The sequence below is a fragment of the Bradyrhizobium sp. STM 3809 genome, from assembly GCF_000239795.1.
Classification (GTDB): Bacteria; Pseudomonadota; Alphaproteobacteria; order Rhizobiales; family Xanthobacteraceae; genus Bradyrhizobium.
In genome coordinates, this window is the sequence record NZ_CAFJ01000038.1 from 1 (window position 1) to 6,117 (window position 6,117).

Below are 6,117 nucleotides of genomic sequence, written 5' to 3' on the forward strand. Positions count from 1 at the left end.
AGGAGATGGCCAAGGGGCTGGCGGCTTCCGTCGACCGGCTGACGGCTTCAGCGGATGCGCTCTCGACGTCACTGGTGAAGGCGAACGAAGGATGGCTGACCGGCATCACCGACGCCGCGGGCAAGGTGGTGGGGCTGTTCAACGATCTGTCGGACGGCGGAAAGCAGGCAGTCGGCGCGATTGCGGGTATTGGGACGGCGATCACGGGTGGCGGGCTCATCTTCGCGCTCGGACGCTTCGTGCTTTCGGTTAACACCGCGTCGGCTGCCCTGCAGACCATGGCTGCGCGGGCTGCGCTGCCCGCGGGGGCGGCTTTGGCGGCGCCTGCCGCCGCTGCTGCCGCTGGCGGTGCCGCCGCAACCGGGGCCGCGCTGCTAGGCGCCGGGTCCGCTATCGGCGTCGCGGCCGGTCTCTACTTTCAGCAGAAGTCCATCCACGACTTCACCGACGAGCAGCTTGACGACCAGATCGCCGATTGGGCTGATCCTGATTGGGCCGTGGCAAACGCAATCGAGAAGCAGCAGCGTCAAGGGCGTAACAGGAACCGCGCATGGGACAAGGTGCCCGCACCGGGTCGACAGTCGCGGTTCTCCAAGTATGAGCCGACGTTGCTCGACGACTCCACGAGCGAGTACCTGCGCAGCGGCGATGCGGGCGGCTCGTCGGGAGGCTGGACTGACTCGATTCGCTCAATCGGTCAGCCTCAGGGCTTCAAGGATGTCTCGGTTACGGGCACTGTCACAGGCTCGGCAGAGCTTCACAACAGCTTGCAAATCGAGGTGCAGCCCACGGCCTATTTCACCTCGCTCGTCAAGCGAGCGGAGAGCATCGTGAACATGGGCGTCAACGGGAAGCTCGGGACCAGCATGCAAGGCCCTGGCGACAACGGCACCAAACCGAGCGCCGCAGCACTCACAGGAACACAATGACGATATTTCCAGGTACCGACAACTGGCGGCAGGGCATGCAAGAGGTGTGCGCCGCGATCGATGAGACGTTCGGGGAGTTAGTCGAAGTCACCCCGGCTATTGCCCCGAAGCCCAACTTCCCCACGGAGGTGCTGCCGGAAAAGGCCGTGACGGTCACAGCAGTCTTTACGCAGAAGGCTGAGACCGTGATCATGGGTAAAGAGCATCACGTCGGTGGGCATTCGCTCAGCCCGCTTGTGAGCACCTCGAAGCCGGTCTTTCAGTTCGGCTATGGCGTGCTCCCGTTCCCGATGCAGCAAGGATATCGCATTATGCGGCTCTGCAGTGGGGAGCTATTCGAAGCAACCGACGTCAGACCGGACGGCGTTGCGCGGATCGTCGTTCCGGTCGTTCAGCTCGGGAGGCAGAAAGAGCAATGGTAATCGATCGCATCCACAACCACCCGCGCGCCAGCGCGAACTACGAAGTGCCTGCCGACGTTATAATTCCAGCGCTCGCAAGGCTGCGGGAATGCCGCGACTCCATCGACGTCTACATTTTGCTGGACAGGCTACCCGATATAATCGTGCCGGGGCTCGCATGGGAGGCGTCTCGAAAGCCGCAGCTCTATCCCACGTTCGCGGTTCAGCGTCTGGTGCACTATTGCGGCCCGCTGTTCCTGGAGCGCTGCTTAGGCCCGCTCAAGAAGCGACTGTTGTTGAGCCGCTATCGGAGCCCGAAGCGAGCTGCTGTCGTGTGAGATTCGTAATCTCGCACTAACACCAAATGCCGCTGGGCTCAAAATAAACTGATTGACCCGCCGTCATCCACGTTGCGAGAACTGCATGCGATCGAAACACGGGGGACGGGACATGAGGAAAAGGGCTCCACGCTGGCACAACGCGTGCACCATAGCGACGCGCGTTTATACCTGCGGTCTCAACGGCGCGAACATGTACCGTGACCGTGTGGTCAGAACAGCGGACGGCAAGTTCTATCTGATCGAAGAGCCGATAGAGCCACGAGTTGATGACGTCGTGACGCCCCTCAGTCTCTCAGACGTATTCGATTGGTACAGGAATGAGCCGTGGCAGATACAACGGACGGTGATCGTCAACGAGCACAAGGCGAGCTTTTGCCCTCCGACCTGAAGCGGCTAATGGAGCTGGTCGTGACCCGGCACGTATGGGGCAGGGGCTTGAGCGCAGAGCAGTTGCAGGCGGGGCTAAGGGCAGCTCTGGACGGCGGGCGCAAGCATCTTGTGGCCGTGCGGGTCGGGGAGAACGGACGGCCCGAAATTGAGTTCGATCCGGAGTTGGGCGATGTCGGACGAGCGTTTACCGAAGCCGCTGCACGCGCGCCACGCAATTTCCCAAGCTGAGGAGATCAGTCGTTTCACCGATCTCCCCGCAGATCAACCCATCTCGCTGAAGCGGGCGTGCGAGCTGATCTTCAGTGGGGAGATAGGTGAAGCGTCGCTAAAGGCCGAACACCGTAGGGGGACACTTGAGCTGTTCAAGATCGGGCGGCAGTACTTCACGACGCGGCGCCATATTGAGGCGATGGTTGAGATGTGCCTCGTTGGGGTGCCGCCCGGATCAGATCGCGAACAACTGCTGATGCGAGCTCAATCGGACGCAAACATAGCGCGACTCGCCCTAAAGGCGTCGATCAAGAGACTAAGACAAGACCTCCTCGATCAGCGGAAGACAAATAAGAGTTAACCTGAAGCGACGGCAACTCAGAAGCCAAAATGACCCCGTAGCCTGTCACCGCGCGGCAACCTATCCTCTTACGAGCGAGCTGATCTAGGCATGCTTTTGGGCTCGTAGGATTGTGATGATCTCGTCAGCATTCAGACTGCGCATGTCTAGGCGAGGTCGAATTGATTCAAACGCCCTACACATTCGGAGATAGCGATCAACAGTTCGCGCGTGGGCGTTCAGTTCTCGGCCCCTAAATTGCGGCCATCGCCCCAGGTCGTCGATTAGGACACGTGCAACAGACAGCATTTTGGCCTCATGATTACCGTCAAATCCACGGAACACTACATTCTCACCAAAAGGAGCTGCTTCCGACTTGATCCTTTCTTTGTCGGCCTTCGAGAGTTGTTTATAGCCGTCCTCTAAGAACATCCACAGATCGAGAATGTCGCACGTCTGGCTCACTTCCGGAGGGTCGTCGTCCGTCGAAAATGGGATGCCATGGTACTTCCACCTGATTGCCCAAAGGGTATCGTTGAAGATCATATTAGCAATAAACTCAGGGTCCATTTCGCCTTTTAGCTTGAGGGTCTTGGACACGTCAGCAAGCATCAGAATTATCAGTCGCTCTCCGTCAGACAGGTCCATAACGTTGCTCTCCCGTTTTTGTCTCGAAGGCACAGTTGAATTTGAGGGCGCGCTTAAGCGGAGTGAGAGCTGATCGGCTGGAAGGAGGGAGGCAGCCCATTGTCAATCGGTCGTTCGAAGATCACGGCGTGCTGCCGGGCAGATTACTCATCAGCCATTCCCTGAACCATTTCAAGTTCATCGCGATATATGAAGGGAACCCAGAAGATCGGATTATCTTTTGGTGCTCGCTTTTGAAAAAAGCCGATTGCTACGAGCTGCTCTGCTATCTTTCCGGCGTCCGCAATGGGGCAATCAAACAATTTCGCTAGCGTCTCTAGCGACTGTTGTGTTTTCTCGCCTTTCAGAAGCTGGATATTTGTCTTGAGATCAGGGTATTCAGCGTACAAATTCGAAACGAGCTTTGCGTGCGAAACCGCGGGGAGCGCCAGCTTGAAAACTTGTCTATCGAAGAGTTGGGGGGCTTGCGGCGGCTGCTCGCCTCTTTCGAGCCGAGCAATCTCCTGCTCTCGAATTGAATTTAGTAGGTGAATGACCTCCCGGGGAGCCGTTTTATCTGCTCCGTCAGCGCAGCGGCTAATAATCCAGTCCAAGGTCGATGGCTTTTTTGCTCCTTGATCAACCTGCTCGGGAAATAGCTTGTAGAAAAGCTCATTCTGAGCCGGGAAGTTGCGAAGAACCGCACTTCGATCGATGCCGTGATCTGCGACTAGCGCGGAATTCTTTAGTACGCGTCGAATTATTAGGTTTAGCAGAGCATTCTTCGACCAAGTCAATGTGACATCTCGTGTGATGTGACTGGCTTCGCGAAACCCGGTTTCGACAATCCGGCTCCAGATATCAGTGCGCAAGAAAATCTTGAGCCTAATATGGTCGTGGGCACTGAAGTCCCGATAGACGCGGAAAAGCGCTCTCAGCGCATTTCTTTCCAAGTCATGTGTTTCGGCAAATGCGACGTCAAGGCGATCGAGCAGTATCCAAATCTCGAAATTGGCTTCTCGCAACGCTTTTTCCGCCAAGACCGCCAAGCTGTCGACCGATACAAACCCGGCGCTGTTCTGGTCTGCTCTTGGCTCGCCAGGAGTAATCTTGCCCGTGAATACTGGGGCGCCCGTCGTTGGCTCGATAGTCATCGAGGTTTCAATCGTCGGAGAGAAGTAGCGTTGGGCGTATTGTCTTGCTAGCGAGAGGAGTGCACGAAGATCAAAGCTCTTTGAGATGAGACCTTGCTGAGAGAGATGGTCGATAAGTCGCTTTGCTGGATCATTCTTAATTCCGAAATCCCTCAGCTTTTCTCCAATAAGGGAGAGCAGGTATAGCTTCCATAGACCGACGAACTGCGCCTCTGCGGCAGGCGGGTCGGCGACAAGCTCCTTAAAGACTGGCGTTCCTCTCGGTTCTTCGGCCGTGATCAGCAATATTCGCTTGTCGAACAGCTCATCAGACTTCGCGCTAAGGAGGGAGTATATTGCGCTTTTCCCGGCCCCCTTGTCGCCTTTGACGACGTCAATTTCGCCGTTATAGATTCGCTCCCATTGGTCAGTTTCGACGAAGTAGCTGCCGAGCTCGTTCAGTTCGTCTTCCGCGACTCGTGCGCCGAATGATATCGTTTTGAGAAGCTCTAATCGATCCAAGGCGGCGCCTCTTTGCTGAATGACTGGAACACGAGTGGTGTGCAGGTTTCTAAATTAGAAAGGGATATCATCGTCAAAACTACGATCGGAGTGTTTTTCCTGGCGTCTGGGTCCAGTGAGCGTCATGGGAGCGGCGCTCGGCGGCAGAAGGCGCGTTGCGTCATCCGCGCTCTTTGCTTCGCCGACAACGCGGAGGATGTTAGTCAATAGCCTGTTTGCGGCATCCGCTGATGTCCAGATGGCGCCGGGGGCTCCCACCAGCGTGATGGCTAGCATGGAAACCGCTATCAGGCTTAGGCGCTTCTTCTCTAGCTCGGCCTCGAACTCAGTTAATCGTCGCAGCAATACGCGGCGCTTACCTTCATCCAGGTCGCTCGCCTTTTCGATCAGCTCGCGGAGGTGAAAAACGTAGGTCCTTATGGTTGTGGCAAGCTCCGCCGTCACAAGAATGGATTCGCGTTTTGAGCGAGAACTATTATCGAGAAGAAGCTGAGTAAGGTAGTGATCGAGATCGGCCCGGAACTGCCGATGTTCACCGTCTCCGAAATCCTTCACACGAGGCACATCCATGCTAGCGAAGGGCTCGATCTCATATTTCTTCGCCGCCGCGATCACGACATTCATAAAGCCGAGGCGCGCCTCCCGCAGAGTCTCCCAATCGCTCTCGTCGCTTGGCTGAAGTTCGGCGGATCGTTCGCCAAGTCGTTTTTGAGCGATTTTCACGAATTGTGTGAACGCGCTTTGCGGGTCATCATCTGGGAGGTCAGCAATTTCCTCCGGAGTGATGAAATCAAAGATGATCATGTCTGAGTTCCCGAGTACTGCGGATCGTTAGTGCTCCGGCCGCATCAACCCCGTTGACGAAATGGCAGATGCCGAACTGATCTGAAGGCAGCAAACTGCTGCAATGCAGCAGTACTATCCAGTTGGCATAGTTCGCTCCAGATCAGTTTGGCCTCTGAAGACCACTTTAGCTTGTGTCGCCGAAAGGGAGATCAGAATTCATAGCAGCTCGCCAGGGTTGTCCATCGATTTTTCGATAGACGTGTGGGTGACGTTGCTCCATCGGCAAGAGCCGTGCGGAGTGCGGAACACGCGCTGAGAAGTCGCAACTGGTAATCCATGGAAGCCGCGAGGATGTCCAGCTCGGGGCGGCGTGAACTCTCAGCTTTCTCTGCCCATAATATGCATCGAACGGGATAATCCTCACGAGCGGCGAGCGAG

General features: G+C 56.5%; 7 protein-coding genes. 4 read left to right on the forward strand and 3 right to left on the reverse strand.

Going from position 1 to position 6,117, the window contains the following annotated elements:
- The 4 genes from BRAS3809_RS36440 to BRAS3809_RS34265 form a co-directional block, all read left to right on the forward strand.
- Positions 1-929 (forward strand): hypothetical protein (locus BRAS3809_RS36440; RefSeq protein WP_035654966.1); only part of this gene is annotated, 929 nt, incomplete at its 5' end.
- Positions 926-1,351: a hypothetical protein gene (locus BRAS3809_RS01720; protein ID WP_008960378.1), complete on the forward strand. Its 426-nt coding sequence runs from the start codon at positions 926-928 to the stop codon at positions 1,349-1,351. The genes BRAS3809_RS36440 and BRAS3809_RS01720, both read left to right, overlap by 4 nt.
- Positions 1,345-1,668: a hypothetical protein gene (locus tag BRAS3809_RS01725; protein WP_035654968.1), complete on the forward strand. Its 324-nt coding sequence runs from the start codon at positions 1,345-1,347 to the stop codon at positions 1,666-1,668. Before BRAS3809_RS01720 ends, BRAS3809_RS01725 begins: the two co-directional genes overlap by 7 nt.
- 562 nt (positions 1,669-2,230) lie before the next feature.
- The gene (locus BRAS3809_RS34265; protein ID WP_052523318.1) at positions 2,231-2,632 is read left to right on the forward strand and encodes a hypothetical protein; all 402 of its coding nucleotides are present in this window, start codon (positions 2,231-2,233) and stop codon (positions 2,630-2,632) included.
- Positions 2,633-2,716: 84 nt separating this feature from the next.
- On the opposite strand, the gene BRAS3809_RS01740 is transcribed toward BRAS3809_RS34265, so the two are convergent.
- The 3 genes from BRAS3809_RS01740 to BRAS3809_RS01750 form a co-directional block, all read right to left on the reverse strand.
- The gene (locus BRAS3809_RS01740; RefSeq protein ID WP_035654973.1) at positions 2,717-3,259 is read right to left on the reverse strand and encodes a YfbU family protein; all 543 of its coding nucleotides are present in this window, start codon (positions 3,257-3,259) and stop codon (positions 2,717-2,719) included.
- Positions 3,260-3,402: 143 nt separating this feature from the next.
- Positions 3,403-4,893 carry a P-loop ATPase, Sll1717 family gene (locus BRAS3809_RS01745; RefSeq protein WP_008960384.1) on the reverse strand — a complete coding sequence of 497 codons (1,491 nt, stop codon included), beginning with the start codon at positions 4,891-4,893 and terminating at the stop codon, positions 3,403-3,405.
- A 54-nt stretch (positions 4,894-4,947) separates the two neighbouring features.
- A complete protein-coding gene (locus tag BRAS3809_RS01750; RefSeq protein ID WP_008960385.1) occupies positions 4,948-5,697 on the reverse strand; it encodes a hypothetical protein in 750 nt (249 codons plus the stop codon).
- Positions 5,698-6,117 lie beyond the last annotated feature (420 nt).

What these genes read in the sequence shown, in the direction of transcription:
- BRAS3809_RS01720 (WP_008960378.1), top strand. Translation starts at nt 926, where the DNA reads ATGACGATATTTCCAGGTACCGACAACTGGCGGCAGGGCATGCAAGAG.
- BRAS3809_RS01725 (WP_035654968.1), top strand. Translation starts at nt 1,345, where the DNA reads ATGGTAATCGATCGCATCCACAACCACCCGCGCGCCAGCGCGAACTAC.
- BRAS3809_RS34265 (WP_052523318.1), top strand. Translation starts at nt 2,231, where the DNA reads ATGTCGGACGAGCGTTTACCGAAGCCGCTGCACGCGCGCCACGCAATT.
- BRAS3809_RS01740 (WP_035654973.1), bottom strand. Translation starts at nt 3,259, where the DNA reads ATGGACCTGTCTGACGGAGAGCGACTGATAATTCTGATGCTTGCTGAC.
- BRAS3809_RS01750 (WP_008960385.1), bottom strand. Translation starts at nt 5,697, where the DNA reads ATGATCATCTTTGATTTCATCACTCCGGAGGAAATTGCTGACCTCCCA.